This is a genomic window from Chromobacterium indicum, assembly GCF_039708975.1.
GTDB classification, from domain to species: Bacteria; Pseudomonadota; Gammaproteobacteria; order Burkholderiales; family Chromobacteriaceae; genus Chromobacterium; species Chromobacterium piscinae.
The window spans coordinates 63,825-89,240 of the sequence record NZ_JAYFSJ010000010.1; the positions used below are offsets into that span (position 1 = coordinate 63,825).

Genomic DNA, 25,416 nt, shown 5'->3' on the forward strand with positions numbered 1-25,416 from the left:
TATGGAACTTCTCAAGACGCTTATTTGGATTGTAAATCTGCTGTCCGCAGCATCTATCATCGTCCTTGTTCTGATGCAGCATGGCAAGGGTGCGGATATGGGCGCGGCTTTTGGTAGCGGCTCGTCCGGCAGTCTGTTCGGGGCGTCTGGTTCTGCGAATTTCTTGAGCAGAACGACCGCGGTTGCTGCCGCGGTGTTTTTCTCGACTTCTTTGGCGCTGGTCTTTCTTTCCGGGGGTGGAAAGAGCGATCTCGGCGTGATGGGCGGTAAGATTGAACAGGCTGTGCCGCAAATCCCGGCAGGCGCGCCTAATAAAAATGCTTCGGGAACGGCTTCCAAAATCCCGGAGTAACAATTTAAAGCTTTGCTGTGCCGACATGGTGAAATTGGTAGACACGCTATCTTGAGGGGGTAGTGGCGAAAGCTGTGTGAGTTCGAGTCTCACTGTCGGCACCACCATTCAAAAACAGGCCACCGGGACTCCGGTGGCCTGTTTTATTTGGAGCCAAGAGGGGGCGACCCCTCTTTTTTTGGGGGTGTACGGGAAATGCTGCAAAACTACTTTCCCATTCTGATGTTTGTCATCGTCGGACTTCTGGTCGGCGTGGGCCCTATTGTCTTGGGCAAACTGCTGGCACCAAACCGTCCCGACGCTGAGAAACTTTCTCCATACGAATGCGGCTTCGAGGCCTTCGAAGATGCCCGCATGAAGTTTGACGTCCGCTATTACCTGATCGCCATTCTCTTCATCCTGTTCGACCTGGAAATCGCCTTCCTGTTTCCGTGGGCGGTGGTGTTGAAGGATCTGGGCGTCTATGGTTTGGGCGTGATGGTCGAATTTCTGGCCGTGCTGACGCTCGGCTTCGTCTACATGTGGAAGAAGGGAGCTCTGGAATGGGAGTAGAAGGGATTCTGGAGAAAGGCTTCGTCACCACGACAGCCGACAAGCTTATCAACTATACCCGCACGGGTTCTCTGTGGCCGATGACCTTCGGCCTGGCCTGTTGTGCGGTGGAAATGATGCACGCCGGCGCGGCGCGTTATGACCTCGACCGCTTCGGCGTCGTGTTCCGTCCCAGCCCCCGCCAGTCCGACCTGATGATTGTCGCCGGCACGCTGTGCAACAAGATGGCGCCGGCCCTGCGCAAGGTTTACGACCAGATGGCCGAGCCCCGCTGGGTGATCTCGATGGGCTCCTGTGCCAACGGCGGCGGCTACTATCACTATTCCTATTCTGTAGTTCGCGGCTGCGACCGCATCGTGCCTGTGGATGTCTACGTGCCGGGCTGTCCGCCGACCGCGGAAGCGCTGCTGTACGGCATCATCCAGCTGCAGAACAAGATCAAACGTACCAACACCATCGCCCGCTAAGGTAGAAACTATGGCCTCCAAGAAAATGGAAGCGTTGGGTTCGGTCGTTGCCGCGGCGCTGGGCGACAAGCTCGTGAGCAGCGCGCTGGCTCTGGACGAGCTGACCATCGTCTGCAAGGCGTCCGATCTGCCGTCCGTGGCGCTGACGCTGCGCGACCACGCCGACCTCGCCTTCGAGCAGTGCATCGACGTCTGCGGCATGGACTACAGCGCCTACCGCGACGAGCCGTGGGACGGCCCGCGCTTCGCCGCCGTGTACCATCTGCTGTCCGTCAAGCTGAACCATCGCATCCGCCTGCGCGTCTTCGCCGCAGACGACGATTTCCCGGTGATCCCCTCGGTCAACGACGTCTGGAACGCCGCCAACTGGTTCGAGCGCGAAGCGTTCGATCTGTACGGCATCGTGTTCGAAGGCCACCCCGACCTGCGCCGCCTGCTGACCGACTACGGTTTCGTCGGCCACCCGTTCCGCAAGGACTTCCCGCTGTCCGGACACGTGGAAATGCGCTACGACCCGACCCAGCAGCGCGTGATCTATCAGCCTGTCACCATCGAACCGCGCGAGATCACGCCGCGCATCATTCGCGAGGAGAATTACGGTGGCTGAGATCCGTAACTACACCCTCAACTTCGGCCCGCAACACCCGGCCGCGCACGGCGTGCTGCGCCTGGTGCTGGAACTGGACGGCGAAGTCGTCCAGCGCGCCGACCCGCACATCGGCCTGCTGCACCGCGGCACCGAGAAGCTGGCCGAAAGCAAGACCTTCATCCAGTCGCTGCCGTACATGGATCGTCTCGACTACGTGTCCATGATGTGCAACGAGCATGCCTACTGCCTGGCCATCGAGAAGATGATGGGCATCGAGGTGCCGGAGCGCGCGCAGTACATCCGCGTGATGTTCGCCGAAATCACCCGCGTGCTGAACCACCTGCTGTGGATCGGCGCCCACGCGCTGGACATCGGCGCGATGACCATGTTCCTGTACGCCTTCCGCGAGCGCGAAGATCTGATGGACTGCTACGAGGCGGTGTCGGGCGCGCGCATGCACGCGGCTTACTTCCGTCCGGGCGGCGTCTACCGCGACCTGCCGGACAGCATGCCGCAGTACACCGTATCCAAGATCAAGAACGCCAAAGAGCTGGCGCGCCTGAACGAAGGCCGCAAGGGCTCGATGCTGGACTTCATCAGCGATTTCACCGACCGTTTCCCGGGCTATGTCGACGAGTACGAAACCCTGCTGACCGACAACCGTATCTGGAAGCAACGGACGGTGGGCATCGGCGTGGTGACGGCCGAGCGCGCGCTGAACCTGGGCATGACCGGCCCGATGCTGCGCGGTTCCGGCATCGCCTGGGACCTGCGAAAGACCCAGCCGTACGACGTGTACGACAAGATGGACTTCGACGTGCCGGTGGGCGTGGGCGGCGACTGCTACGACCGCTACCTGGTGCGCGTCGAGGAAATGCGCCAATCCAACCGCATCATCCAGCAGTGCGTGGCCTGGCTGCGCGCCAACCCCGGCCCGGTGATCACCGACAACCATAAGGTGGCTCCGCCTTCGCGCGAAGGCATGAAGTCCAATATGGAAGACCTGATCCACCACTTCAAGCTGTTCACCGAAGGCATGCACGTGCCGGAAGGCGAGGCTTACGCCGCGGTGGAGCACCCGAAGGGCGAGTTCGGCATCTACCTGGTGTCCGACGGCGCCAACAAACCGTACCGCCTCAAGATCCGCGCGCCGGGTTACGCCCATTTGGCCGCGCTGGACGAGATGGCCAAGGGCCACATGATCGCCGACGTCGTCGCGATCATCGGTACGCAGGATATCGTGTTTGGGGAGATTGACCGCTGATGCTGTCCGCACAATCGCTAGCCTTGATCGACCGCGAGGTCGCCAAATATCCGGCCGACCAGAAGCGCTCCGCCGTCATGGGCGCGCTGCGCATCGCGCTGGACGAGCGGCGCGCCGCCGGTGAAACCCCGGAAGCGCGCTGCCTGAACCAGGAGCTGATCGAGTTCGTGGCCAACTACCTGGGCATCGCCCCGGTGGCCGCCTACGAAGTCGCCACCTTCTACAACATGTACGACATGAAGCCGGTGGGCAAATTCAAGATCACCGTCTGCACCAACCTGCCCTGTGCGCTGTCCGGCGGCGTCAACGCCGCGGAGTACATCTCGAAGAAGCTGGGCATCGCCATCGGCGAAACCAGCGCCGACGGCATGTACACCCTGCTGGAAGGCGAATGCATGGGCGCCTGCGGCGACGCGCCGGTCTTGCTGGTGAACAACCACAAGATGTGCAGCTTCATGACGCCCGCAGCAATCGATAAAAAACTGGCGGAGTTGAAATAATGGCTGTCTTCGCTAATGGCGTGATTTTCGACGGCGTCGACACCAGCCAGCCCGACTGCTGGCGTCTGGACGCCTACGTGGCCCGCGGCGGCTACCAGGCGCTGCGCCGCATCCTCGATTCCAAGATGACGCAGGAAGACGTGATCGCGGAAGTGAAGAACTCCGGCCTGCGCGGCCGCGGCGGCGCGGGCTTTCCGACCGGCCTGAAATGGAGCTTCATGCCGCGCTCGTTCCCGGGCGACAAGTACGTCGTCTGCAATACGGACGAGGGCGAGCCGGGCACCTTCAAGGACCGCGACATCATCCGCTACAACCCGCACTCGCTGATCGAGGGCATGATCATCGCCGGTTACGCGATGGGCACCAAGGCGGGTTACAACTACATCCACGGCGAAATCTTCGAAGACTACGTGCTGTTCGAAGAGGCGCTGGAAGAGGCGCGCAAGGCGGGTTTCCTGGGCCAGAACATCCTGGGCTCCGGATTCAACTTCGACCTGTTCGCCCATCACGGCTACGGCGCCTACATCTGCGGCGAAGAAACCGCGCTGCTGGAGTCGCTGGAAGGCAAGAAGGGCCAGCCGCGCTTCAAGCCGCCGTTCCCGGCCAGCTTCGGCCTGTACGGCAAGCCGACCACCATCAACAACACCGAATCGTTCGCCTCGGTGCCGTTCATCATCCGCGACGGCGCGCAGACCTTCCTCGAGAAGGGCAAGCCGAACAACGGCGGCACCAAGCTGTTCTCGGTTTCCGGCCACGTCAACCGTCCGGGCAACTACGAGATCGCGCTGGGCACCCCGTTCTCCGAGCTGCTGGAAATGGCCGGCGGCATGCGCGACGGCAAGAAGCTGAAGGCGGTGATCCCGGGCGGCTCGTCCGCTCCGGTGCTGCCGGCCGACATCATGATGCAGTGCACGATGGACTACGACAGCATCGCCAAGGCTGGCTCAATGCTGGGTTCAGGCGCCGTGATCGTGATGAACGAGGACGTGTGCATGGTCAAGGCGTTGGAGCGTCTGGCCTATTTCTACCACGAAGAATCCTGCGGCCAGTGCACGCCGTGCCGCGAAGGCACCGGCTGGCTGTACAAGGTGATCCATCGCATCGTCAATGGCCAAGGCCGCAAGGGCGATCTGGAGCTCCTGGATTCCGTGGGCAACAACATGGCCGGCCGCACCATCTGCGCGCTGGCCGACGCCGCGGTGTTCCCGGTTCGCAGTTTCACCAAGCATTTCCGCGAGGAGTTCGAGTACGCGATCGAACACGGAAAGACCTTGGTGGATCACAAATGGTGTTGAGCGATGCTTGAAATCGAAATCGACGGTAAGAAACTGACGGTGCCGCAAGGCAGCACCGTCATCGAGGCTGCCCATTCGGTGGGCACCTATATTCCGCACTTCTGCTACCACAAGAAGCTGTCCATCGCGGCCAACTGTCGGATGTGCCTGGTGGAAGTGGAAAAGGCGCCGAAACCGCTGCCGGCCTGTGCCACCCCCGTCACCGACGGCATGAAGGTCCATACCGCGTCGCCGCTGGCCAAGAAGGCCCAGCAGGGCGTGATGGAATTCCTGCTGATCAACCACCCGCTGGATTGCCCGATCTGCGACCAGGGCGGCGAATGCCAGCTGCAGGATCTGGCGGTCGGCTACGGCAACTCCACCTCGCGTTACGAGGAAGAGAAGCGCGTGGTGGTGGGCAAGGACATGGGTCCGCTGGTTTCCGCCGAGGAAATGTCGCGCTGCATCCACTGCACGCGCTGCGTCCGCTTCACTGAAGAAGTGGGCGGCTTCCAGGAAATCGGCATGGCCAACCGCAGCGAGTTCTCCGAGATCCTGCCGTTCCTGGGCAAGACCGTGGACTCGGAAATCTCCGGCAACGTGATCGACCTGTGCCCGGTGGGCGCGCTGACGTCCAAGCCGTTCCGCTACAGTACCCGCGCTTGGGAGCTGTCGCGCCGCAAGTCGGTGAGCCCGCACGACGGCCTCGGCTCCAACCTGGTGGTCCAGGTGAAGAGCAACGAAGTGATGCGCGTGCTGCCGCTGGAAAACGAAGCCATCAACGAGTGTTGGATCGCCGACCGCGACCGCTTCTCCTACGAAGGCCTGAACAGCGCCGAGCGTCTCACCAAGCCGATGATCAAGTTCGACGGCAAGTGGCACGAGACCGACTGGGAAACCGCGCTGAACTACGTGGTCAAGGGCCTGAACGGCGTGTCCGCCGATCATGGCAAGGACGCCATCGGCTTCCTGCTGAACCCGCACTCCACCACCGAGGAGCTGCACCTGGCGCAGAAGCTGGCGCGCGCTTTCGGCGTGAACGCCATCGACTACCGCCTGCGCCGCAGCGACTTCTCCGCCGACAGCGCCAAGCAGGGCGCCGAATGGCTGGGCTCCACCATCGCCGAACTGGCCGACGCCAAGTCGGTGCTGGCGGTGGGCGCCTCGCTGCGCAAGGAACAGCCGCTGCTGGCTTCCCGCCTGCGCGCCTCGGTCAAGAAGGGCGCCGACCTCAACATTATCCACGTCGCCGACGACAATCTGCTGACCAAGATCAACGGCAAGCTGATCGTGTCGCCGCTGGCGCTGGTGAACGCGCTGTCGCAGGTGCTGAAGGCCGTGGCTGAGATCAAGGCAGGCGCTAGCGAGATCGACCTGGCCGCGGTTGAAGTTTCCGCCGAAGCCCGTCGCATCGCCGAAAGCCTGACCGGCGCGGAAACCGCGTTCGTGGTGCTGGGCAATGTCGCGCAACATCATCCGGCCTACGGCCAGTTGCTGTCGCTGGCTCAGGAAATCTCCCGCCTGTCGGGCGCGCGTTTCGGTGTTCTGGCCGAAGCCGCCAACAGCGTGGGCGCCGAGCTGGTGGGCGCGCTGCCGAAGGCCGGCGGCAACGCCGCCGCGATGATCGCCAAGCCGAAAAAGGCCTACTTCCTGCTGAACACCGAAGTGGAGTTCGACAGCTACAACCCGCAGGCCGCCGTGGCCGCGATGAAGCAGGCCGCCACCGTGATCGCGCTGACCGCCTACAAGGGCCAGGGCCTGCTGGACTACGCCGACGTGCTGCTGCCGGTCGCGCCGTTCTCCGAAACCGCCGGCTCCTTCGTCAACATGGAAGGCAAGCTGCAGACCTTCAATGGCGTGGTGAAGCCGCTGGGCGAAACCCGTCCGGCCTGGAAGGTGCTGCGCGTGTTGGGCAATATGCTGGGCCTGTCAGGCTTCGAGCAGAACAGCGCCGAGGAAGTCCGCGCCGAGTTCGGCGATCTGGCCTCCAAGCTGAACAACGCGCTGTCCAAGGTCGCAGCCGATCCGGCCGTGTCCTCCGGCATCGTCCGCGTAGGCGAAGTGCCGATGTACCAAGCCGACGCCATTTGCCGTCGCGCGCCGTCGCTGCAGCAAACCAATGAAGCCAAGGGCGCCGCCGTCGTCCGCGCGCACAGCGGCCTGCTGGCCAAGCTGGGCGTGGCAGCCGGTTCCACCGCGTTGCTGAAGCAGGGCGAGGGCGAGGCGCGCGTTTCGGTCGAAGCCGACGACAGCCTGCCGGCCGACGTGGTACGGGTCGCCGCCGCGCACGCTTCCACGCTGGCGCTGGGCGGCATGTTCGACGCAATCGAGATCAAGCAGGGGTAAACGATGGAGTTCTTGCAAGGTATTCTTGGCACTGACGCAGGGCTCCTGGTGTGGACCCTGCTGAAGATCATCGCCATCGTGCTGCCGATGTTGGGCTGCGTGGCGTATCTGACGCTGGCCGAGCGCAAGGTGATCGGCTACATGCAGATCCGCATCGGCCCGAACCGGGTCGGTTATTTCGGTCTGCTGCAGCCCATCGCCGACGCGGTGAAGTTGCTGATGAAGGAAATCATCCTGCCCACCAACTCCAGCAAGGGCTTGTTCCTGCTGGCGCCGGTGCTGTCCATCGGACCGGCTCTGGCGGCCTGGGCGGTGATTCCGTTCACCGAACACCTAGTGGTGGCCAACGTCAACGCTTCGCTGCTGTACATCCTGGCGCTGACCTCGATGGGCGTGTACGGCGTGATCATCGCCGGCTGGGCGGGCAACTCGAAGTACTCCTTCCTCGGCGCCATGCGTTCCGCCGCCCAGATCGTTTCGTACGAGCTGGCGATGGGCTTCGCGCTGGTGGGCGTGCTGATGGTTTCCGGCAGCCTGAACCTGGTCGACATCGTCAAGCAGCAGTCTTTCGGCATGGGCGGCGGTTCGCTGCTGTCCTGGAACTGGATTCCGCTGTTCCCGCTGTTCATCGTCTACCTGATCTCCGGCGTGGCCGAGACCAACCGCGCGCCGTTCGACGTGGCGGAAGGCGAGTCGGAAATCGTCGCCGGTTTCCACGTTGAATATTCGGGCATGGCGTTCGCGATCTTCTTCCTGGCCGAATACGCCAACATGATCCTGGTCGCCGCGCTGACCGCGCTGCTGTTCCTGGGCGGCTGGCTGTCGCCGTTCCCGGCGTCGTGGGGCATCCTGGGCGCCGGCGGTTTCCACTGGCTGGCGATCAAGGTGTCGATGGTGCTGTTCTGCTTCCTGTGGTTCCGCGCCACCTTCCCGCGCTATCGCTACGACCAGATCATGCGTCTGGGCTGGAAGGTGTTCATCCCGGTGACCCTGGCGTGGATTCTGGTGGTGGGCGTGTGGATGTTTACCCCGCTGTCCATCTGGCACTGAGACAGGGGATAGGTGAAAAAATGAATTCGATCCGCAACTTTTTCAAGACCTTCCTGCTGGTGGAGCTGGTCAAGGGCCTTATGGTCACTGGCCGCTACTTCTTCGCCCGCAAGATCACGGTGCAGTTCCCGGAAGAGAAGACGCCGATTTCGCCGCGCTTCCGCGGCCTGCACGCGCAGCGCCGCTACGCCAACGGCGAAGAGCGCTGCATCGCGTGCAAGCTGTGCGAGGCGGTGTGTCCGGCGCTGGCCATCAACATCGAGTCCGAGCAGCGCGACGACGGCACCCGCCGCACCACGCGCTACGACATCGATCTGACCAAGTGCATCTTCTGCGGCTTCTGCGAGGAAGCCTGTCCGGTGGACGCCATCGTGGAAACCCACATCTTCGAATACCACGGTGAAAAACGTGGCGACCTCTACTACACCAAGCCGATGCTGCTGGCCATCGGCGACAAGTACGAGGCCGAAATCGCCGCCAACAAGGCGGCCGACGCCAAGTATCGCTAAGGGGAGGCCATGAACCTAACTACGGTAATTTTCTACGTTCTGTCCGCCATTCTGGTCTTCGCCGGCGTGCGGGTGGTCACCGCCAAGAACCCGGTTCACGCCGCGCTGTTCCTGGTGCTGGCCTTCTTCACCAGCGCCGGCCACTGGCTGCTGATGGAGTCGGAGTTCCTGGCGATCACGCTGGTGCTGGTTTATGTCGGCGCGGTGATGGTGCTGTTCCTGTTCGTGGTGATGATGCTGGACATCAACATCGAGAAGCTGCGCGAAGGTTTCTGGAAGAACCTGCCGGTGGCCGCCACCGTCGGCGCCATCATGGTGTTCGAAATGGCGCTGATCCTGGTCAGCCCGCAGGCCGCGCTGTCGCAGTACAAGGCCGCCGCGCCGCTGGCCGCCGACTTCAGCAATGTGAAGATGCTGGGCAGCCAGCTGTACACCACCTATCTGCTGCCGTTCGAGATCGCGGCGGTCGTGCTGTTGCTGGCGATGATCGCCGCCATCGGCCTGACCATGCGCGCGCGCAAGGACACCAAGACGATCGACCCCGCCGTCCAGGTGAAGGTGCGCCGCGAAGACCGCGTCCGCATCGTCAAGATGGACGCCGTGAAAAAAGTGGAAGAAGCCGAACAGGCCGATTCCGGTGAGCAACAGGCCTGACGGCCAATCAACCAATAAGGGAGGAAACGTGCTGACACTGACTCACTTTCTGGTGCTGGCCGCCATCCTGTTCGCCATCAGCGTGCTCGGGATTTTCCTGAACCGGAAAAACCTGATCATCCTGCTGATGGCCATCGAGCTGATGCTGCTGGCGGTGAATTTCAACTTCATCGCGTTCTCGCACTACCTGTCGGATTCGGCAGGCCAGATCTTCGTGTTCTTCATCCTGACGGTTGCCGCCGCCGAGTCCGCCATTGGTCTGGCGATCCTGGTGGTGCTGTTCCGCAACCTGCAGAGCATCAACGTTGAAGACTTGGGCAGCCTCAAGGGCTAACGGCAAACCGGAACCATTACAAAGCACAAAAGCATGGATATGAAGAGCTTATACCTGCTGATTGCACTCGCCCCGTTGGCGGGTTCCATCATTGCGGGCCTGTTTGGATGGGCGATCGGACGGCGCGCCTCGCACGTCGTGACGATAGCCGGCGTGGCGGTGTCCGCCGCGCTGTCGCTCAAGGTGCTTCTGGGTTTCCTCAATGGAAGCGCGGAAGTGTTCAACGGACCGGTCTACACCTGGCTGACCGTCGGCGGCTACGAGTACTCGGTCGGCTTCCTGGTCGACTCGCTGACCGCGATGATGCTGGTGGTGGTCACCAGCGTGTCGCTGATGGTGCATATCTACACCATCGGCTACATGCAGGACGATCCGGGCTACCAGCGTTTCTTCAGCTACATCTCGCTGTTCACCTTCTCGATGCTGATGCTGGTGATGAGCAACAACTTCGTCCAGCTGTTCTTCGGCTGGGAAGCTGTGGGCCTGGTGTCCTATCTGCTGATCGGCTTCTGGTTCAAGCGCTCGACCGCGGTGTTCGCCAACCTGAAGGCCTTCCTGGTCAACCGCGTCGGCGACTTCGGCTTCCTGCTGGGCATCGGCCTGGTGCTGGCCTACTTCGGCGGCTCGCTGAACTACAGCGACGTGTTCGCCGCCGCGCCGGCGCTGGCGCAGAAGACCATCGAGATCATTCCCGGCCAGCAATGGTCGCTGCTGACCGTCACCTGCATCCTGCTGTTCATCGGTGCGATGGGCAAATCCGCCCAGTTCCCGCTGCACGTGTGGCTGCCGGACTCGATGGAAGGCCCGACCCCGATCTCGGCGCTGATCCACGCGGCCACCATGGTGACCGCCGGCATCTTCATGGTGTCGCGCATGAGCCCGTTGTTCGAGATGTCCGACACCGCGCTGAACGTGGTGATGGTGGCAGGCTCGATCACCGCGCTGTTCATGGGCTTCCTCGGCATCGTCCAGAACGACATCAAGCGCGTGGTGGCTTACTCCACGCTGTCGCAGCTGGGCTACATGACCGTGGCGCTGGGCGCTTCGGCGTACTCGGTGGCGATGTTCCACGTGATGACCCACGCCTTCTTCAAGGCGCTGCTGTTCCTGGCGGCCGGCTCCGTGATCATCGGCATGCACCACGATCAGGACATGCGCAATATGGGCGGCCTGCGCAAGTACATGCCCATCACCTGGCTGACTTCGCTGCTGGGCTCGCTGGCGCTGATCGGCACGCCGTTCTTCTCCGGCTTCTACTCCAAGGACTCGATCATCGAGGCGGTCGCCGCTTCGCATCTGTCCGCGGCCGGCTTCGCCTACTTCGCCGTCGTGGCTGGCGTGTTCATCACCGCCTTCTACTCCTTCCGCATGTACTTCCTGGTCTTCCACGGCAAGGAGCGCTGGATGGAGAACCATGGCTCGCACCACGAGCACCATGGCGACAGCGATGAGGAAGAAGTGTCCCACGACCACCATCATGGCCTGGGCCCGAACGACAAGCCGCACGAATCGCCGTGGGTGGTGACGCTGCCGCTGGTGCTGCTGGCCATTCCGTCGGTGCTGGTGGGCTACTTCGCCATCGACAAGCTGGTTTACGGCGACTTCTTCAAGGGCGTGATCGCGGTCAACAACGAAGCGCATCCGGGCATGGAAGAGCTGGCGCACGAGTTCCACGGCGCCTTCGCCATGACGCTGCACTCGTTCACCACGCTGCCGCTGTGGCTGGCCATCGCCGGCGTCGTCGTGGCCTGGTACTTCTACATGAAGGCGCCGCACATCCCGGCCGCCATCAAGGAAAAGTGCGCTCCGATCCACAAGCTGCTGGAAAACAAGTACTACCTGGACGAGATCTATTTCGCCGTGTTCGCCAAGGGTTCGCGCGCGCTGGGCACCTTGTTCTGGAAGGTGGGCGACACGCTGCTGATCGACGGCCTGCTGGTCAATGGCACCGCCAAGCTGGTGGGCTGGTTCTCCAGCGTGGTTCGCCGCGCGCAGACCGGTTTCATCTACAGCTACGCCACCGCGATGATCATCGGCGTGCTGGGTCTGATGACCTGGTGGTTCCTGCCGCTGATCCTGCGCTGAGTCCGGATTCCGGGATTGAAATAACAATATAGGTTTGACTATGTTCACAAATCTGTTAAGTCTGGTGATCTGGACGCCGATACTGGCCGGCCTGGTAGTGCTGGCCACCGGCGGCGACCAGCGCGCGCCGCTGGCGCGCTGGCTGGCGGTGGCGGGAGCCCTGGCGGGCTTCCTGCTGTCGATCCCGCTGTTCACCGAGTTCAACAACCTGAACGGCGGCATGCAGTTCGAAGAGATGAAGCCGTGGATCGCTTCGCTCAACATCAACTACCACCTGGGCGTGGACGGCATCTCGATGCTGTTCGTGGTGCTCAACAGCTTCACCACGCTGTTGGTGGTGATCGCTGGCTGGGAAGTGATCCAGAAGCGCGTGTCGCAGTACATGGCCGCCTTCCTGATCATGTCCGGCCTGATCAACGGCGCTTTCGCCGCGCTGGACGCCATCCTGTTCTATGTCTTCTTCGAAGGCATGCTGATTCCGATGTACCTGATCATCGGCGTCTGGGGCGGTCCGCGCCGCGTCTACGCGTCGATCAAGTTCTTCCTGTACACGCTGCTCGGCTCGCTGCTGATGCTGGTGGCGTTGATCTACCTGTACTTCCAGGCCGGCAAGAGCTTCGAGATCCTGGCTTTCCACGACATCGCCAAGATTTCGCTGACGGTGCAGATCCTGCTGTTCGTCGCCTTCTTCATGTCCTTCGCGGTGAAGGTGCCGATGTGGCCGGTCCACACCTGGCTGCCTGACGCCCACGTGGAAGCGCCGACCGGCGGCTCCATGGTGCTGGCCGCGATCACGCTGAAGATCGGCGCCTACGGCTTCCTGCGGTTCATCCTGCCCATCATGCCGGACGCCGCGCGCGAGCTGTCGCCCATCATCATCGGCCTGTCGCTGGTGGCGGTGGTCTATATCGGCCTGGTGGCGCTGGTTCAGTCCGACATGAAGAAGCTGGTTGCGTACTCGTCCATCTCCCACATGGGCTTCGTGACCCTGGGCCTGTTCCTGTTCACCGGCAGCGAGCTGAACCAGTGGGCCGTCGAAGGCGCGCTGGTGCAGATGGTGTCCCACGGCTTCGTCTCCGCCGCGATGTTCTTCTGCATCGGCGTGATGTACGACCGCGTGCACAGCCGCAACATCGCCGACTACGGCGGCGTGGCCAACAAGATGCCTATCTTCGCCGCCTTCATGATGCTGTTCGCGATGGCCAACTCCGGCCTGCCGGCCACTTCCGGCTTCGTCGGCGAGTTCATGGTGATCATGGGCGCGGTGCAGGTGAACTTCTGGTACGCCGCGCTGGCCGCCACCACGCTGATCTTCGGCGCCGCCTACACCCTGTGGATGTACAAGCGCGTGATCTTCGGCGATGTGGCCAACGAGCATGTGGCCGAGCTGTCCGACGTCAACAAGCGCGAGTTCCTGGTGCTGGCCATCCTGGCCCTGATGGTGCTGGGCATGGGTCTGTACCCGCAGGCTTTCGTCGCCAAGATGCACCTGGCGGTCAACGACCTGATCACGCACGTCGCGCAGACCAAGCTGCCGTAAGGACGGAAGGAATACACACAAATGAATTGGGCTGATCTCAACCTGATACCCGCGATGCCGGAGCTGTTCCTGATCGGCGCGTTGCTGGTGGTGCTGATGCTGGATCTTTTCATCTCGGATGAAAAGCGCTGCATCACCTACGGCCTGACGCTGCTGACCCTGGTCGGCGCCGCCGTCGCGCAGGTATGCACCTTTACCCCGTACCCGGTGACCACGTTCTCCGGCATGTTCGTCGCCGATCCGCTGGCGGCGCTGGTCAAGCTGGCGATGTACGGCGTCACCGCCATCGTGCTGGTGTACAGCCGCCAGTACACCGCCGACCGTGGCCTGTTCAAGGGCGAGTACTTCTCGCTGTCGCTGTTCGCGCTCCTGGGCATGAACCTGATGGTGTCCGCCTCGCACTTCCTGACCCTGTATATGGGCCTGGAACTGCTGTCGCTGGCGCTGTACTCGCTGATCGCGCTGCAGCGCGACTCCGTCCCGGCCACCGAGTCGGCGATGAAGTATTTCGTGCTGGGCGCGCTGGCCTCCGGCCTGCTGTTGTACGGCATCTCGATGATCTACGGCGCCACTGGCTCGCTGGAACTGGCCGCCATCGCCAAGGCGATCAAGTCGCACTCCGCCAATGGCGTGCTGCTGATCTTCGGCCTGGTGTTCATCGTCGCCGGCCTGAGCTTCAAGCTGGGCGCCGTGCCGTTCCACATGTGGGTGCCCGATGTTTATCAAGGCTCGCCGACTTCCGTCACGCTGATGGTCGGCGCCGCCCCCAAGCTGGCCGCCTTCGTGTTCGTGCTGCGCATCCTGGCCCAGGGCCTGGACGCGCTGGTGGGCGACTGGCAAGGCATGCTGATCATCGTCGCCGTGCTGTCGATGGCGATCGGCAACATCACCGCCATCGTGCAGACCAACATCAAGCGGATGCTGGCTTACTCCACCATCTCGCACATGGGCTTCTTGCTTCTGGGCGTGCTGGCCGGCACCAAGCAGGGTTACTCCGCCGCGCTGTTCTACGCGGTGGTGTACGTGGCGATGTCGCTGGTCAGCTTCGGCATCATCCTGGCGCTGTCGCGCAAGGGCTTCGAATGCGAGAAGATCGACGATCTGAAGGGGCTGAACAGCCGCAACAGCTGGTACGCGCTGCTGATGCTGCTGGCCATGTTCTCGATGGCCGGCATCCCGCCGCTGGCGGGCTTCTATGCCAAGTTCGCGGTGATCCAGGCCGTGGTGCAGATCGGCATGATCAAGCTGGCCGTGTTCTCCGTGCTGATGTCGGTGATCGGCGCCTTCTACTACCTGCGCGTGGTCAAGGCCATCTACTTTGACGACGCCCAGGACAACGCCCCGATCAACGTTCGCGCCGACATGAAGCTGGTGCTGTCGCTGAACGCGCTGGCGCTGCTGGCGGTGGGCATCCTGCCGCAGTCGCTGCTTGAGCTGTGCGCGCAAGTGATGCGCCAGTCTCTGAGCATGATGTAAGGACTGGGCCATGCAGACCGGCATCGTGATCTTGCTGCTGCTGGCCCTGGCGGCCGCCAACTTGCCGTTCGCCACCGCCCGCGTGGCCTGCGTGTTCAAGGTGGCGCGCAAGCACTTCGGCTGGCAGGCGCTGGAGCTCGTCGCGCTGTATCTGCTGGTGGGCCTGATGGCCCGCCTGCTGGAGGCGCAGACGATGCCGGTGCATGCGCAGAATTGGCAGTTTTACGTCACCACTTTCGCGCTGTTCGTGGTGGCGGCCTTTCCGGGCTTCGTCTACCGCTATTTCTGGCGCAAGCCAGGACAATAGCCGCGCGAACGCGCAAGCAACAAAGCACTGCCTAGGCAGTGCTTTTTTTATTGTCATTTGTTGCGGCTCCTTGCTTAATATCGCTTTTTGATTGAAATTGACATTTTATATCCGCATGAAATGCGGAATGAACCCAATGGTCATCATCATGCGCAAATTACTGACAGTCTCCCTGTTCGCCCTGTTGGCGGGCGTTGCCCAGGCCGATGAGCTGAAACCAGCCCGCCACGGCGATTTCGCCCATTACACCTTCGCGCTGGCCTGGCTGCCGGGCTTCTGCACCGCGGGCGGAGAGGGCTGTCTGCCGAGCCAGCCCAAGGAGGAATTGATCGGCCTGCACGGTTTGTGGGCGTCGGAACCCAAGAGCCTTGAAGACCAGGGCGTGAAAGTGCAGCAATGGTGGGCGTCGGGCTGCTCGATGCTGCCGCATGTGACGGCGGTCCCGCTGCTGTCCGAAGAGCTGCGGCAGAGGCTGAAGGAAACGATGCCGCAGCTCGCCAGCGATCTGCAGACCCATGAATACGTGAAGCATGCGCAGTGCTTCGGCTACGACGCCAACGAATTCTTCTCCACCGCGCTGCAGCTGCGCGAAGCGGTGGTGGACAGCGATTTTGGCCGCTACCTGAGCGCCCAGGCCGGCCAGACCCGCACCGGCGCGGAAGTGAAGGATGCGTTCACCAAGGGCTACGCCACCGGCGAGCGCGGCGCGCTGCAACTGCGCTGCGCCAAGGACGCCAAGGGACGCAACGTGCTGACCGAGCTGTGGTTCACGCTGAAGAAGGACAAGCTGGACCGCTTCCCGGAGGTGGACAGCTTCATGGACACGCCGGCGGCAGAGCGGGAGGACACCTGCTCCCAGCCCTTCCTGTTGCCCAAATGGTGAGCGAGGCATGAAAAAGCCGCCCGGCCGTGAGGCCGGGCGGCTTTCCATCCGTAAGCTAGACGCTCAGTCGGTGCCGTATTGCGGCGAGCGAGGGCCGTACAGCACGCCGTTGGCGTGCCCCGCGGAGAGCAGCTGATTGCTGGCCATGCCGGCGACCGGATAGGTGGCGTCGGTGGCGCTGTTGACGATCTGCTTGATCGCGGCGTTGATCAGCATGCCCACCAGTCCGCCCGCATTATTGTTGTTGCTGTTGGCGTTGTTGGCGGCGGCGCTGCCGGCCCACAGCTCCTGGCCGCTTTTCAGATCCACCAGCTTGGTTTGCACTTCCACTTCCGCGACGCTGTCCAGCACGCTGTAGCGCACGCCATAGCGCTTGACCGTGGTGTACAGCGCGGCATCTGCGCCGAAGATCTCGCGCAGCTTGGCCGGAGAGACCGCCTGAATGTCGTTGGCGGTGGAGAGGCCGTTCTGCTTGAAGGTTTCCGTCATCAGCGCGACGGGGACCACGTAGTAGCCGGCTTCGGCCAGCGGGTAGGTCATCTGCGACAGCACGCCGATGGGGCCGTTGACTTCCGGCGAGTCATTGACCGGCGGCAGCACCAGGATGGCGCGCGGACGGCTCTGCTTGTAGGCGGTGTAGTCGCGATTGACGACCGGGGCGGCGCAGCCGGTGGCCAGCGCGGCCAAAGAGGCGATCAGCATCGCCTTGACGAGATGTTTGAGCATGATGTCCTCTTATTTTTTCAGCTTGCTCATCAGGAAGTTAAGATAGGAAGTGGATTCGGGGAACAGCTTCTTCTCGGCTTCGAACTCCTGCGCCATCCGGTCGGTGTTGCCGGCGTTTGCGTACAACATGCCCAGATGGGCGTGATAGCCCGGTGGCTCCTGATTGCCCTTGGCGCGGATCTTCTGCAGCCCTTCTTCCAGCACGGAGATCTGCTTCTGAGCGTCCGCGCCGTCGCCTTTCAGGTATTCATACACTTCCGGTTGGTACGACTCCCATTGATAGAGAGTCTTGGGGCCGGTCGCGCAGGCGCTGAGCAGCGCGCAGCCGGCCAGCATGCCGATCACGCGGCGATGCGGTTTGATGCTTTTCGTTTTCATTGTCTCGGTTTTGTTTTTGTGTGGGTTGAGGCTTATTTGCCGGGCGTCCAGGCGCCGGAGTCGATGCCGTTGACCAGGTTGTTGACCGCTTCGCGCATGGCCAGATCCAGCACCTTGCCGTTCAGCGTGGAGTCGTAGCTGGCGGTGCCGCCGAAACCGATGATCTCGCGATTGGACAGCGAGTATTCGCCGGCGCCCTGGGAAGAGAAGACGACTTCGGAGGTTTGGGTGTTGACCACGTTCAAGCTGACCTTGGCGTAGGCGATCTGTTGCTTGCCGCGGCCGAGGATGCCGAACAGCTGGTGGTCGCCCACTTCCTTGCGGCCGAATTCGGTGACGTCGCCGGTGATCACGTAGTCGGCGCCCTTCAGCGCTTGCGCCTGCTTCTTCAGGCCGGCTTCCTGCTTGATCTCCGCCAGGTTGTCGCGGTCAAGCACGTTGAAGCGGTTGCTCTGCTGCAGATGGGTGATCAGCACGGTCTTGGCCTGGCTGCCCAGGTGGTCGACGCCATCGGAGAAGATGCCGCGCATGAAGCTGGAGCGGTTGTCGAACTTGCCGACCGAAATCGGTGCGCGCGGACCGTTGTAAGGCTTGTTGGCGCTGGCGACCTGCGCGACCGCGAGCGTCTGGGACGACTCGGTGGCGCAGCCGGACAGCAGGGCGGCTGCCAGGGCGGCGGTGAAAAGCGTTTGTTTTATCATTAACAATCTTCCTGTTTTAAATACGTGTGCGTATGTTAACGGCGGTTAACAATATACCGTAAGTTGGAAGACTGCCATCGGATTAGGTGAGTGACATTTGAGGCCGGGCAAGCGCCCGGCCTGCCGGATCAATAGACGCGCGTCTCGCCCTGCGGGCGGTTCTTGAAGCGTTTGTGCAGCCAGAAATACTGGTCTGGAATTTCGCGGACGCGGTCTTCCAGGAAAGCGTTCATGCGGCGGGTATCGGCCTCGATGTCTTCGCTGGGATAGCCGTCCCAAGGCGGGTAGAACTCCAGCTCGAAGCGATCGCCGACGCGGCGGGGGATCGCCGGCACCACCTTGGCGCGAGCCAGCTTGGCGATGCGCGACATTCCGGTGATGGTGGCCGCCTTGACGCCGAAGAAGTCGACGAACAGCGAGTCGCGGACGCCGAAATCCTGGTCCGGCAGATACAGGAAGGGCGCGTGGTCCTTGCGCATCGCCTTGATGATGGGACGCAGGCCTTCCTGGCGCGACACGATGTAGGCGTTGTCGTAGCGCTGGCGTCCGGCGTAGATCTGCTTGTCCAGCGCCTCGTTCTTCTGGTGCGAATACACGCTGACCAGCGGGATGTACTGGTTAAGCGCGTAGACGCACATCTCGAAGCCGACGAAGTGCGGATAGAACAGGATCACATCCTCGCCCTTGTCGCGAAGAGCGGTGACGTAATGCAGGTTCTTGATGTCCACCAGATTGTCGATCCGCTTGGCCGAACTCCACCAGCACACGCCGTACTCCAGCGCCAGCCGTATCATGTGCTGGCAGTTCTTGCGGATCAGTCGCTTGCGTTCGGCCAGCGGCATGTCTGGGAAACACAGCCGCAGATTGATCAGGCCGACGCGGCGGCGGCCGCGCGCCAGCAGGTAGGCGAGGTTGCCCAGGCCGGCGGCGATGAGGCCGATGGCCCGCATCGGCAGCAGGCGAATCAGCCACAGCAGGGCGAAAGCGAATTTCATGCGTGTCCTTGTTGTTCGGTGTCCGGCCGGGTGACGCCGGCCGGGCATTTGTAGCGGTTATAGCTCCACAGATACTGGCTGGGGAAGCGGCGGATCAGGTTTTCCACCTGGGTGTTCATCAGCGCGCAGTCGGCTTCCTTGTCGCCGGTGAACGGCTGAGCCAGCGGTTCGATATGGACGATGAAACCCTGTCCGCCGGGCAAGCGCTCGCCGACGAAGAACAGCGTGGTGACCTTGTTCATCTGCGCCAGGCGGGGCGCCAGCGTCATCGTGTAGGCCGGGCGGCCGAAGAAGGGCGCCCATACGCCTTCGCCATTGCCGGGCGCCTGGTCGGGCAGGATGATGGTGGCTTCGCCGGATTTCAGCGCCTTCATCAGCACTCTCACGCCAGCGGCGGTGGCCGGCGCGGTCTTGCCCTTGCCGCGCGCGCGGCCGGCCTGCATCACCGGCTCCAGCCACTGTAGCTTGGGCGGCCGGTACATCGCGGTCAGCGGAAACGGCAACCGCGAACTGATGTAGCGGCCGGCGATGTCATAGCTGCCCAGATGTGGTGTGATGAAGACGATGCCGTTATTCTGTTCCAGAGCGGTCTCGACATGCTCCCAGCCGTGGCACTGCTTGACCATGGCGGCGATGTCTTCCGGGCTGCGGCACCAGGCGATGGCCAGCTCCAGCGCGCCCTTGCCGGTTTCCGCTGCTGCTAGTTTGACTTGCTGCGGTAAAAGCTGATAGGTTTCGTAGATTTTACTAAAACCAAGATTTTCCCGCAGCCGCGCCGCAAAACGGGGCGATGCGAGGTAAGTCAGCCGCCCCAGAGCGGCGCCCAAACCTTGTAGCCAGGATAATGGGAGGCTCGCCAGGAAGGTCAGTAGCAGTTGGACTAGCTTGGACATAAGCTGAGCGGTCTTGATCTGAAAGCGGCCTATTCTACCATCACGGGGTTTTGTATTTTTTGGGAACGCATAATAAATGAGTGAATACCTGTTTACCTCCGAATCGGTTTCCGAAGGCCATCCGGACAAGGTAGCCGACCAGATTTCCGACGCCATCCTCGATGCGATCCTGCGCGAGGACAAGCACGCGCGCGTCGCGGCCGAGACGCTGGTCAACACCGGCCTGGTCGTATTGGCCGGCGAGATCACCACCACCGCCAACATCGATTACATCAAGATAGCTCGCGAGACCATCAAGCGCATCGGCTACGACGACTCCGAGCTGGGCTTCGACTACCGCGGCTGCGCGGTGATGGCTTGCTACGACAAGCAATCGCCGGACATCGCCCAAGGCGTGAACGAAGGCGAGGGCCTGGACCTGAATCAGGGCGCCGGCGACCAGGGCCTGATGTTCGGCTACGCCTGCGACGAAACGCCGACGCTGATGCCGTTCCCGATCTACTATGCGCACCGTCTGGTGCAGCGCCAGGCCGAACTGCGCAAGGACGGCCGCCTGCCGTGGCTGCGTCCGGACGCCAAGAGCCAGATCACCTGCGTGTACGACGGCGCCACCGGCCTGCCCAAGCGCATCGACACCGTGGTGCTGTCCACCCAGCACAGCCCGGACATCGATCACAAGACGCTGTCCGAAGCGGTGATCGAAGACATCGTCAAGCCGGTGCTGCCGCCGGAAATGATCACGGCGGAAACCAAGTTCCTGATCAATCCGACCGGCCGCTTCGTCATCGGCGGCCCGATGGGCGACTGCGGTTTGACCGGCCGCAAGATCATCGTTGACACCTATGGTGGCGCGGCGCCGCACGGCGGCGGCGCGTTCTCCGGCAAGGATCCGTCCAAGGTCGACCGTTCGGCGGCGTATGCCGGCCGCTACGTGGCGAAGAACATCGTCGCCGCCGGCCTGGCCCGCCAGTGCCAGATCCAGGTGTCGTACGCGATCGGCGTGGCTGAGCCGACCTCGATCGCGGTGGACACCTTCGGCACCAACCGCATCCCGAACGAGAAGATCGTTGAGCTGGTGAAGAAGCATTTCGACCTGCGTCCGAAAGGCATCATCCAGATGCTGGACCTGCTGCGTCCGATCTACGGCAAGACCGCCGCTTACGGCCACTTCGGCCGCGAGGAGCCGGAATTCAGCTGGGAGCGCACTGACAAGGTCGAGGCGCTGCGCGCCGACGCCGGCCTGTAAGCTACCCGGCCGTGGTCTAAAAACCGCCAGTTTTCGCTGGCGGTTTTTTATTGGCCGTTGGCTGCGCGCACGCTGCAGTTTTTCCCGGCGGCTTTGGCCTGGTATAGCGCCTGGTCGGCGCGGCGATACAGCTCGTCCAGCGCGCGGCCGTTGCCGGGCAGTGCGGCGATGCCGCAGGAGAAGCTGGCGCGGAACGGATGTTCGCCGATGTGCTCAAGGCGATGAAAATCGCGCCGCCATGCTTCAACCCGCTGTTGCGCCTGCTCGGCGTCGCTGCCCGGCAGCACCACCATGAATTCCTCGCCGCCCAGCCGGCAGACGATGTCGGCGGCCCGGCTTTGCTGTTGCAGCAGGCGGGCCAATGCCTGCAGCACCCTGTCGCCGACCTGGTGGCCGTGCAGGTCGTTGATGCGCTTGAAGTCGTCCAGATCCATCATCGCCACCGCGATCGGCTTCGCCTCGCGCTCGGCGCGCTCGCGTTCGCGCTCGAAGGTTTCGTCCAGATAGCGGCGGTTGAACAGATGCGTCAGCGGATCGCGCAGCGTCTGTTCGCGCAGCGCCGCCTGCAGCGTTTCGATTTGCGCCAATCTGTCGGTCAGCTGCAGATTGGCCTCGCGCAGCGCGTCTTCGGCTTGCCGCCGCTGGGTGATGTCGCGCATCACCAGCATGCGGGTGCGCGCCGGCTTGTGGAAAGGCTCGATTTCGTAGGCGCGGATGTCGAGGATGCGGCTGCCGTCCGGCGTCGTCAGCTCCAGATGCGCGCCGGTTTCCAGCATGCTGGCCTCCAGCCATGGAGCGGGCAGCGGCTGGCCGGGCCAGTCCGCCGGCGCGCCGCCCAGCATGCGGACCCCGGACGGGTTGATGTCGAGTATGCGCAACTGGTGGTCGACCACCACCACGCCGTCGCCCATGGCCTCGAAGGCGCGGGCGCGCGCCACCGGCACCAGATGCAGCTGGCGCAGGTAGAGCAGATCGATCGCGAAGATCAGGCCGGTGAAGGCGAAAGAGTGCGGCGTCGGGTCCAGGCCTTGCAGGGGAAAGGCGCCGGTCAGGTAAAGAATATTGCCGAACCAGGGTGCGATCGCGCTGAGCATCAGCGTCAGCGACTGGCCGCGGAAGTGCGCGGGAAAGTAGTGCAGCGCGCGGATCAGCAGTAGGCTGCCCAACAGCATCATCAGATAGGAATAACCGGCCACACCCAGCCAGAATGCCGGCCCATGGCCGTAGATCAGCAGGTTGTGGCCCGAGGGGCTGGGCTGGAAGCTGGTCCAAACCAAGTGGTGGCGCTCGTTGGAGGCCGCCAGCAGCAGGCAGACGACGGGAATGGCGAACAGAAGGGCCAGTCCGCGCCGCCGCAGCGAGATGTGGTTGTAGTCTAGCGCCAGCAGCAGAAACAGCACCGGGGTGCTCAGCGTGCCGAGGTATTCCACCTTGGACCAGAACAGCTTGGCGGCTATGCTGGTGACGGACAGCTCGCACATCGCGCCAGCCGCCCAGAACGCGACCGAGGCCATCAGCAGAGCCAGCCAGCGCACGCCGGCGAATTGCCTGCGGCTCCAGGCGATGATGCTGATGGCGGCGGCCAGCAGCGCGGCCAGGCCGGATAGCGCGGCTAGCGGGGTGAACACGAAACTCATGGCGGTCCGGCGGAAGGACAAGCCCTTAGTTTATCGCTTTGACATGACAAGTCCTACCTTTTCCGATTCGACTGGGTATAATGTCCCGGTCACCCGAGGAGCGCTGCGAGGAGTCTTCTCCCCAGGCTCGGGCAGCCGCAGGCCGTTTCATCAGCCAGCGACCCAACGGCGCTCACCTGACTCATGACCGTGGCGGCACGGGATGACGGGTGGGCCGCATCCTGGCTGGCCGCGTGAACAAGGATGCTTCACGATGGCTGATTTTTCCGATTTCCATGTAGCAGACATCGCGCTTGCCGGTTGGGGGCGCAAGGAACTGAACATCGCCGAGACCGAAATGCCCGGTCTGATGGCGGTCCGCGACGAATACCACGCCGCGCAGCCGCTGCGCGGCGCCCGCATCGCCGGCAGCCTGCACATGACGGTGCAGACCGCGGTGCTGATCGAGACCCTGACGGCGCTGGGCGCCGAAGTGCGCTGGGCGTCGTGCAATATCTTCTCCACCCAGGACCATGCCGCGGCCGCCATCGCCTCCGCCGAGATTCCGGTGTTCGCGTTCAAGGGCGAGAGCCTGGACGAGTACTGGGAATTCAGCCACAAGATCTTCGAATGGCCCGAGGGCCAGCCGGCCAACATGATCCTGGACGACGGCGGCGACGCCACGCTGCTGCTGATGCTGGGCAGCAAGGCCGAGCAGGACATCGGCGCGATCGCCCACCCCACCAATGAGGAAGAGACCGCGCTGTTCGCGTCGATCAAGCGCCATCTGGCCATCGACCCGCGCTGGTACTCCAAGCGCCTGCAGCACATCCAGGGCGTTACCGAGGAAACCACCACCGGCGTGCATCGCCTGTACCAGCTGGAGAAGGACAGCCAGCTGCCGTTCCCGGCGATCAACGTCAACGACTCCGTCACCAAGTCCAAGTTCGACAACCTGTACGGCTGCCGCGAGAGCCTGGTGGACGGCATCAAGCGCGCCACCGACGTGATGGTGGCTGGCAAGGTGGCGGTGGTGCTGGGCTACGGCGATGTGGGCAAGGGCTGCGCGCAGAGCTTGCGCGGCCTGGGCGCCACCGTGTGGGTGACCGAGATCGACCCGATCTGCGCGCTGCAGGCTTCGATGGAAGGCTACCGCGTGGTGCGCATGGACGAGGTGGCCGATCAGGCCGACATCTTCGTCACCTCCACCGGCAACGTCGGCGTGATCACCCACGATCACATGAAGAAGATGCGTCACAACGCCATCGTCTGCAATATCGGCCACTTCGACAGCGAGATCGAGGTCGCGTCGCTGCGCCAGTACCAGTGGGAGAACATCAAGCCGCAGGTCGACCATATCATCTTCCCCGACGGCAAGCGCATCATCCTGCTGGCCGAAGGCCGCCTGGTGAACCTGGGCTGCGGCACCGGCCACCCGAGCTTCGTGATGTCCAACAGCTTCACCAACCAGGTGCTGGCGCAGATCGAATTGTTCGCCAACGGCCATCAGTATGAAAAGAAAGTGTACGTGCTGCCCAAGCATCTGGACGAGAAGGTGGCGCGCCTGCACCTCGCCCGCATCGGCGCGCGCCTGACCGAACTTTCCGATCAGCAGGCCGCTTACATCAGCGTGCCCAAGCAAGGCCCTTATAAGCCGGATCACTATCGTTATTGATTATTGAACCTAGGCGAAACGGACAGGCCCCATAAAATGGATCTGTCCGTTTTTTTTCGGGCAAGCCAAACGAGCAACGGCACACAGAGGCCGGTAGCCAGGACAGCGATAGAGAGGATCACCATGACGCAGACGCCGCGCACCTTCAGTTTCGAATTCTTTCCGCCCAAAACGCCCGAGGGCGTGGCCAAGCTGCGCACCACGCGCCAGCAGCTGGCCCAGTTCAAGCCGCAGTTCTTCTCGGTGACTTTCGGCGCCGGCGGAACTACCCGCGACGGCACCTTGTCCACCGTGCTGGAGATCCGTAGCGAAGGGCAGGCTGCAGCGCCGCACCTGTCCTGCATCGGCTCCACCCGCGAGAACATCGCCGCCATCCTCAACGAATACCGCGGCAACGGCATCCGCCACCTGGTGGCGCTGCGCGGCGACATCCCGTCGGGCATGGTGGCCGCCGGCGAATTCCGCTACGCCAACGAGCTGGTGGAGTTCATCCGCGCCGAGCATGGCGACCATTTCCACATCGAGGTGGCGGCCTATCCGGAATTCCATCCGCAGGCGCGCTCGGCCGAAGACGACCTGGCCAACTTCGTGCGCAAGGTCCGGGCCGGAGCCGACTCTGCGATGACCCAGTACTTCTTCAACGCCGACAGCTATTTCCGCTTCGTCGACGAAGCGCGCGCGCGCGGGGTGGACATTCCCATCGTGCCGGGTATCATGCCGATCTCCAATTTCGGCCAGCTGTGCCGTTTCTCCGACATGTGCGGGGCGGAAGTGCCGCGCTGGCTGCGCCTGCGCATGCAGGCCTATTACGACGATACCGCGTCCATCCGCGCGCTGGGGCTGGACGTGGTGACCGAGCTGTGCGACCGCCTGTTGCAAGGCGGCGCGCCCGGTCTGCATTTTTACACATTGAACCAGGCGGGCCTGGTCTCCACCATCTGGCAGAGGCTGGGCCTGTGACGGCGAGCGGGCGGCGCAAAGCCGCCCGCGGCCGCGAACGACAG

General features: G+C 62.9%; 26 protein-coding genes, 1 tRNA gene and 1 riboswitch. Of the genes, 21 read left to right on the top strand and 6 right to left on the bottom strand.

Features of this window, described 5'->3' with window-relative positions; all coding sequences use genetic code 11:
* Window position 1 precedes the first annotated feature (1 nt).
* The 18 genes from secG (at window position 2) to VA599_RS14875 (ending at window position 16,182) form a co-directional block, all read left to right on the top strand.
* A complete protein-coding gene (gene secG, locus VA599_RS14790) occupies window positions 2–352 on the top strand; it encodes a preprotein translocase subunit SecG (RefSeq protein ID WP_021476496.1) in 351 nt (116 codons plus the stop codon).
* Window positions 353–371: 19 nt separating this feature from the next.
* Window positions 372–456 (top strand) — tRNA-Leu (locus VA599_RS14795).
* Between the two features lie 91 nt (window positions 457–547).
* Window positions 548–904, top strand: a complete 357-nt coding sequence (locus tag VA599_RS14800) for an NADH-quinone oxidoreductase subunit A (protein WP_011134496.1) — start codon at window positions 548–550, stop codon at window positions 902–904.
* On the top strand, window positions 895–1,371 hold the full coding sequence (locus VA599_RS14805) for a NuoB/complex I 20 kDa subunit family protein (protein WP_011134497.1): 477 nt from the start codon (window positions 895–897) through the stop codon (window positions 1,369–1,371). The genes VA599_RS14800 and VA599_RS14805 overlap by 10 nt, the downstream gene beginning before the upstream one ends.
* A gap of 10 nt (window positions 1,372–1,381) precedes the next feature.
* Complete coding sequence (locus VA599_RS14810) at window positions 1,382–1,978, top strand: NADH-quinone oxidoreductase subunit C (RefSeq protein ID WP_021476497.1); 597 nt, start codon at window positions 1,382–1,384, stop codon at window positions 1,976–1,978.
* Window positions 1,971–3,224 carry an NADH-quinone oxidoreductase subunit D gene (locus VA599_RS14815; RefSeq protein ID WP_046155444.1) on the top strand — a complete coding sequence of 418 codons (1,254 nt, stop codon included), beginning with the start codon at window positions 1,971–1,973 and terminating at the stop codon, window positions 3,222–3,224. Before VA599_RS14810 ends, VA599_RS14815 begins: the two co-directional genes overlap by 8 nt.
* The gene (gene nuoE / locus VA599_RS14820; RefSeq protein WP_021476499.1) at window positions 3,224–3,724 is read left to right on the top strand and encodes an NADH-quinone oxidoreductase subunit NuoE; all 501 of its coding nucleotides are present in this window, start codon (window positions 3,224–3,226) and stop codon (window positions 3,722–3,724) included. Before VA599_RS14815 ends, nuoE begins: the two co-directional genes overlap by 1 nt.
* Window positions 3,724–5,019: an NADH-quinone oxidoreductase subunit NuoF gene (nuoF, locus tag VA599_RS14825; RefSeq protein WP_021476500.1), complete on the top strand. Its 1,296-nt coding sequence runs from the start codon at window positions 3,724–3,726 to the stop codon at window positions 5,017–5,019. Before nuoE ends, nuoF begins: the two co-directional genes overlap by 1 nt.
* Window positions 5,020–5,022: 3 nt before the next feature.
* Window positions 5,023–7,344, top strand: coding sequence for an NADH-quinone oxidoreductase subunit NuoG (nuoG, locus tag VA599_RS14830; protein ID WP_346789278.1), 2,322 nt, complete (start codon window positions 5,023–5,025; stop codon window positions 7,342–7,344).
* 3 nt (window positions 7,345–7,347) lie between these two features.
* The gene (gene nuoH, locus VA599_RS14835) at window positions 7,348–8,394 is read left to right on the top strand and encodes an NADH-quinone oxidoreductase subunit NuoH (RefSeq protein WP_021476502.1); all 1,047 of its coding nucleotides are present in this window, start codon (window positions 7,348–7,350) and stop codon (window positions 8,392–8,394) included.
* Window positions 8,395–8,423: 29 nt separating this feature from the next.
* Window positions 8,424–8,903, top strand: a complete 480-nt coding sequence (nuoI, locus tag VA599_RS14840) for an NADH-quinone oxidoreductase subunit NuoI (RefSeq protein ID WP_199776295.1) — start codon at window positions 8,424–8,426, stop codon at window positions 8,901–8,903.
* 9 nt (window positions 8,904–8,912) lie between these two features.
* Entirely contained in the window at window positions 8,913–9,557 is a 645-nt protein-coding gene (locus tag VA599_RS14845) for an NADH-quinone oxidoreductase subunit J (RefSeq protein ID WP_021476504.1), read from the top strand.
* 28 nt (window positions 9,558–9,585) lie between these two features.
* Window positions 9,586–9,891, top strand: a complete 306-nt coding sequence (gene nuoK, locus VA599_RS14850; RefSeq protein ID WP_011134506.1) for an NADH-quinone oxidoreductase subunit NuoK — start codon at window positions 9,586–9,588, stop codon at window positions 9,889–9,891.
* 33 nt (window positions 9,892–9,924) lie between these two features.
* Entirely contained in the window at window positions 9,925–11,976 is a 2,052-nt protein-coding gene (nuoL, locus tag VA599_RS14855; RefSeq protein ID WP_021476505.1) for an NADH-quinone oxidoreductase subunit L, read from the top strand.
* 40 nt (window positions 11,977–12,016) lie between these two features.
* A complete protein-coding gene (locus VA599_RS14860; protein ID WP_021476506.1) occupies window positions 12,017–13,516 on the top strand; it encodes an NADH-quinone oxidoreductase subunit M in 1,500 nt (499 codons plus the stop codon).
* Between the two features lie 21 nt (window positions 13,517–13,537).
* The gene (gene nuoN, locus VA599_RS14865) at window positions 13,538–14,992 is read left to right on the top strand and encodes an NADH-quinone oxidoreductase subunit NuoN (protein ID WP_346789282.1); all 1,455 of its coding nucleotides are present in this window, start codon (window positions 13,538–13,540) and stop codon (window positions 14,990–14,992) included.
* 10 nt (window positions 14,993–15,002) lie between these two features.
* On the top strand, window positions 15,003–15,299 hold the full coding sequence (locus VA599_RS14870; protein ID WP_346789284.1) for a DUF2818 family protein: 297 nt from the start codon (window positions 15,003–15,005) through the stop codon (window positions 15,297–15,299).
* Between the two features lie 127 nt (window positions 15,300–15,426).
* Window positions 15,427–16,182, top strand: a complete 756-nt coding sequence (locus tag VA599_RS14875; RefSeq protein ID WP_161627458.1) for a ribonuclease T2 family protein — start codon at window positions 15,427–15,429, stop codon at window positions 16,180–16,182.
* Window positions 16,183–16,245: 63 nt separating this feature from the next.
* Here VA599_RS14875 and VA599_RS14880 read toward each other — a convergent pair whose 3' ends face one another.
* The 5 genes from VA599_RS14880 to VA599_RS14900 form a co-directional block, all read right to left on the bottom strand.
* Window positions 16,246–16,908: a DUF799 domain-containing protein gene (locus tag VA599_RS14880; protein WP_021476510.1), complete on the bottom strand. Its 663-nt coding sequence runs from the start codon at window positions 16,906–16,908 to the stop codon at window positions 16,246–16,248.
* Between the two features lie 9 nt (window positions 16,909–16,917).
* Window positions 16,918–17,286 (bottom strand): DUF4810 domain-containing protein, encoded by a 369-nt coding sequence (locus tag VA599_RS14885; RefSeq protein WP_346789286.1) that lies wholly within the window; start codon window positions 17,284–17,286, stop codon window positions 16,918–16,920.
* Window positions 17,287–17,318: 32 nt separating this feature from the next.
* Window positions 17,319–17,987, bottom strand: a complete 669-nt coding sequence (locus VA599_RS14890; protein WP_021476512.1) for a CsgG/HfaB family protein — start codon at window positions 17,985–17,987, stop codon at window positions 17,319–17,321.
* Between the two features lie 128 nt (window positions 17,988–18,115).
* Window positions 18,116–18,982, bottom strand: a complete 867-nt coding sequence (locus VA599_RS14895; RefSeq protein ID WP_346789287.1) for a lipid A biosynthesis lauroyl acyltransferase — start codon at window positions 18,980–18,982, stop codon at window positions 18,116–18,118.
* Window positions 18,979–19,875 carry a lysophospholipid acyltransferase family protein gene (locus VA599_RS14900; protein ID WP_346789288.1) on the bottom strand — a complete coding sequence of 299 codons (897 nt, stop codon included), beginning with the start codon at window positions 19,873–19,875 and terminating at the stop codon, window positions 18,979–18,981. The genes VA599_RS14895 and VA599_RS14900 overlap by 4 nt, the downstream gene beginning before the upstream one ends.
* 76 nt (window positions 19,876–19,951) lie before the next feature.
* Here VA599_RS14900 and metK point away from each other — a divergent pair, with 76 nt between their 5' ends.
* Window positions 19,952–21,121: a methionine adenosyltransferase gene (gene metK / locus VA599_RS14905; protein WP_231152987.1), complete on the top strand. Its 1,170-nt coding sequence runs from the start codon at window positions 19,952–19,954 to the stop codon at window positions 21,119–21,121.
* A 47-nt stretch (window positions 21,122–21,168) separates the two neighbouring features.
* Here metK and VA599_RS14910 read toward each other — a convergent pair whose 3' ends face one another.
* Window positions 21,169–22,758: a histidine kinase N-terminal 7TM domain-containing protein gene (locus VA599_RS14910; protein WP_346789290.1), complete on the bottom strand. Its 1,590-nt coding sequence runs from the start codon at window positions 22,756–22,758 to the stop codon at window positions 21,169–21,171.
* Window positions 22,759–22,847: 89 nt separating this feature from the next.
* Window positions 22,848–22,939, top strand: a riboswitch (S-adenosyl-L-homocysteine riboswitch).
* Between the two features lie 72 nt (window positions 22,940–23,011).
* On the opposite strand from VA599_RS14910, the gene ahcY reads away from it, so the two are divergent.
* Together ahcY and metF are read left to right on the top strand one after the other, a co-directional pair.
* Window positions 23,012–24,412: an adenosylhomocysteinase gene (gene ahcY / locus VA599_RS14915; RefSeq protein ID WP_104946203.1), complete on the top strand. Its 1,401-nt coding sequence runs from the start codon at window positions 23,012–23,014 to the stop codon at window positions 24,410–24,412.
* Window positions 24,413–24,535: 123 nt separating this feature from the next.
* Window positions 24,536–25,372 (top strand): methylenetetrahydrofolate reductase [NAD(P)H], encoded by an 837-nt coding sequence (gene metF / locus VA599_RS14920; RefSeq protein ID WP_021476518.1) that lies wholly within the window; start codon window positions 24,536–24,538, stop codon window positions 25,370–25,372.
* Window positions 25,373–25,416: the final 44 nt, after the last annotated feature.

Bases quoted from the DNA above. Each gene is read 5' to 3' on its own strand.
- nuoH (WP_021476502.1), top strand. From the start codon at position 7,348: ATGGAGTTCTTGCAAGGTATTCTTGGCACTGACGCAGGGCTCCTGGTG.
- nuoG (WP_346789278.1), top strand. From the start codon at position 5,023: ATGCTTGAAATCGAAATCGACGGTAAGAAACTGACGGTGCCGCAAGGC.
- nuoF (WP_021476500.1), top strand. From the start codon at position 3,724: ATGGCTGTCTTCGCTAATGGCGTGATTTTCGACGGCGTCGACACCAGC.
- VA599_RS14805 (WP_011134497.1), top strand. From the start codon at position 895: ATGGGAGTAGAAGGGATTCTGGAGAAAGGCTTCGTCACCACGACAGCC.
- nuoN (WP_346789282.1), top strand. From the start codon at position 13,538: ATGAATTGGGCTGATCTCAACCTGATACCCGCGATGCCGGAGCTGTTC.
- VA599_RS14910 (WP_346789290.1), bottom strand. From the start codon at position 22,758: ATGAGTTTCGTGTTCACCCCGCTAGCCGCGCTATCCGGCCTGGCCGCG.
- metK (WP_231152987.1), top strand. From the start codon at position 19,952: ATGAGTGAATACCTGTTTACCTCCGAATCGGTTTCCGAAGGCCATCCG.
- VA599_RS14875 (WP_161627458.1), top strand. From the start codon at position 15,427: ATGAACCCAATGGTCATCATCATGCGCAAATTACTGACAGTCTCCCTG.
- VA599_RS14885 (WP_346789286.1), bottom strand. From the start codon at position 17,286: ATGAAAACGAAAAGCATCAAACCGCATCGCCGCGTGATCGGCATGCTG.
- metF (WP_021476518.1), top strand. From the start codon at position 24,536: ATGACGCAGACGCCGCGCACCTTCAGTTTCGAATTCTTTCCGCCCAAA.
- VA599_RS14870 (WP_346789284.1), top strand. From the start codon at position 15,003: ATGCAGACCGGCATCGTGATCTTGCTGCTGCTGGCCCTGGCGGCCGCC.
- nuoL (WP_021476505.1), top strand. From the start codon at position 9,925: ATGGATATGAAGAGCTTATACCTGCTGATTGCACTCGCCCCGTTGGCG.
- VA599_RS14880 (WP_021476510.1), bottom strand. From the start codon at position 16,908: ATGCTCAAACATCTCGTCAAGGCGATGCTGATCGCCTCTTTGGCCGCG.
- VA599_RS14895 (WP_346789287.1), bottom strand. From the start codon at position 18,982: ATGAAATTCGCTTTCGCCCTGCTGTGGCTGATTCGCCTGCTGCCGATG.
- VA599_RS14810 (WP_021476497.1), top strand. From the start codon at position 1,382: ATGGCCTCCAAGAAAATGGAAGCGTTGGGTTCGGTCGTTGCCGCGGCG.
- VA599_RS14890 (WP_021476512.1), bottom strand. From the start codon at position 17,987: ATGATAAAACAAACGCTTTTCACCGCCGCCCTGGCAGCCGCCCTGCTG.
- VA599_RS14800 (WP_011134496.1), top strand. From the start codon at position 548: ATGCTGCAAAACTACTTTCCCATTCTGATGTTTGTCATCGTCGGACTT.
- ahcY (WP_104946203.1), top strand. From the start codon at position 23,012: ATGGCTGATTTTTCCGATTTCCATGTAGCAGACATCGCGCTTGCCGGT.
- VA599_RS14860 (WP_021476506.1), top strand. From the start codon at position 12,017: ATGTTCACAAATCTGTTAAGTCTGGTGATCTGGACGCCGATACTGGCC.
- secG (WP_021476496.1), top strand. From the start codon at position 2: ATGGAACTTCTCAAGACGCTTATTTGGATTGTAAATCTGCTGTCCGCA.
- VA599_RS14845 (WP_021476504.1), top strand. From the start codon at position 8,913: ATGAACCTAACTACGGTAATTTTCTACGTTCTGTCCGCCATTCTGGTC.
- nuoE (WP_021476499.1), top strand. From the start codon at position 3,224: ATGCTGTCCGCACAATCGCTAGCCTTGATCGACCGCGAGGTCGCCAAA.
- VA599_RS14900 (WP_346789288.1), bottom strand. From the start codon at position 19,875: ATGTCCAAGCTAGTCCAACTGCTACTGACCTTCCTGGCGAGCCTCCCA.